1 protein-coding gene is annotated in these 1,894 nt (G+C 25.5%); it reads right to left on the bottom strand.

The window, feature by feature from the left end:
• Positions 1–15: 15 nt before the first annotated feature.
• Positions 16–1,617 (bottom strand): hypothetical protein, encoded by a 1,602-nt coding sequence (locus QZ306_RS10445; RefSeq protein WP_295163639.1) that lies wholly within the window; start codon positions 1,615–1,617, stop codon positions 16–18.
• Positions 1,618–1,894 lie beyond the last annotated feature (277 nt).

Raw genomic sequence — 1,894 nt, 5'->3', positions numbered from 1 at the left:
GCTTATATATTATTTTTATGCATCATCTCTTGCTTTAATATATGTATCTGCTTTATCTACAAATTTATCTTTTCTTTGTTTGTATATTGTTTTAGATTCAATATAGTTACCGCCTACTTTTTGATCTATAAATATATCAATGTTATCACAAAATATTTGTCGTAGTTCTTGTTTATCTCTTTTACTTACTTCATTATAACTTAATGCACGTGCTAATGTTGCTAATTTATCGAAATGTTCTTTATTATTTTCTTCATTAAAATCAAGTCCATATCTAAATACAATAGCGAAAACATTATTAATAACATTCTTTAATTCTTCATCTTTAATTTCAGTATTAGGTTTGAAATCTTCATTTATAGGTAGATCAGCTTTAACATGATCTTTATAAAAGTTTTGAACTAATATACCTATTTCAGCATTAACCTCTTTTTTATGAGCTTGTTTATATTTCAACCATCTTATCCAATCACCTGCTTTAGCTTCTTCTTTATTTTGATTTTCATTTTGTTCATTATTTTCTTTAATTACGAAATTATGATTAATCATTACTTTTGTTTCAAACTTTACAATAAACATAGCACTACATACTTTAAAATAACTAAATAATGTTTTTAGCGGTTCTAAAGCACTATAATATGTTGTAACTTTACTTTCTTCATTTGTAACATCTGTAAACATCTCGTTAATAGAAACTTGCCATATTTTAGCAAACATAGATGACCAAAACCCTCTTGCTGTTAATCTTGTACTTATTCTAGGTTTAGATAATCCTACTTCTTCATAATCTTCAATAGCACGTTTCATCTTTTCATCATAATTTTCAGGGTTTGATATAAACTTACCGTTATTCCATTCTTCTTCTGTGTAATCCCACTTTTTATTAGCATCTAATAATGATCTTAACCAGATTTCAAATGGTAGCTTTGTATTACCGTTTGATATACAAGTTTGCCATATTTTTTTATAAGGATTAGCTTTAACTAATTTGAAACCATTAATTATAACAGGTCTACCTAATCTATCAACAATAACAATATCTTCAACTTTATCACCATTTAAATCACAGATAGCATTACCAAACGGGTCTTTCGTATCAGAACGTGCTGGTATTAATCTATATAAAGGGTACCCTGATTTATCAAACTTACTTTTACAATATAATTCTGCACTTTTTCGAACAGCACATTTTGGTGAAAACTTGATTCTATAGTTACCATTTATAAGAATATCAAATAATAACTCTCTATATTTAGATAAATCAATACCGTCTTTATTCTGAAATGTATAGTTATCTGATATTGTTTTTTTAGCATTTTCTACCGTTTTTTTAGCTCTTTTACCTACTTTTGATATTGTACCTAAATCAGATTCAAACATAGATTTATTAAAGTAAGGTGGTCTTTGATATTTTTGTTCATTACTTGTTAATGTATCTATATATTGATTTACATGTTTAACTCGATGTGGTTGTTGTAATTCAGAACCTTCTTCATTTTCATCAATATTAGGATCAGGTTCAACTATGTCATATTCATCAGAATCACTATATAATGAAGATAATTTAGGTTGTTTCTTATTTGTACTTGGTGTTGAAAAATTGGTTCTCTTAAACATTGAATTTATTATGTAAAAAAACGTTTAACAATAGATAAATGTTTACAATAAATCAAGCTAATAAAAATAAAAATTGTAATACTATTGATGAATTAATAATAGAATACATAAAGAAATATGGTAATTATACTACTATTGATATTGATTTAAGTGAGTATCGTAAAATGATTGATCTAAGTTATAATGAAAATGATGAATTAGTATTGAAAAGTTCATTAAATCAATATCGTAAAACAAATGATCTAAGTTATGGTGAAAATGATGAATTAGTATTAAA

Origin of the sequence: uncultured Brachyspira sp. (assembly GCF_910588665.1) — a bacterium.
Taxonomy (GTDB): domain Bacteria; phylum Spirochaetota; class Brachyspiria; order Brachyspirales; family Brachyspiraceae; genus Brachyspira.
This window is presented reverse-complemented; position numbering and strand designations above follow the sequence as displayed.

Bases quoted from the DNA above. Each gene is read 5' to 3' on its own strand.
- QZ306_RS10445 (WP_295163639.1), bottom strand. From the start codon at position 1,617: ATGTTTAAGAGAACCAATTTTTCAACACCAAGTACAAATAAGAAACAA.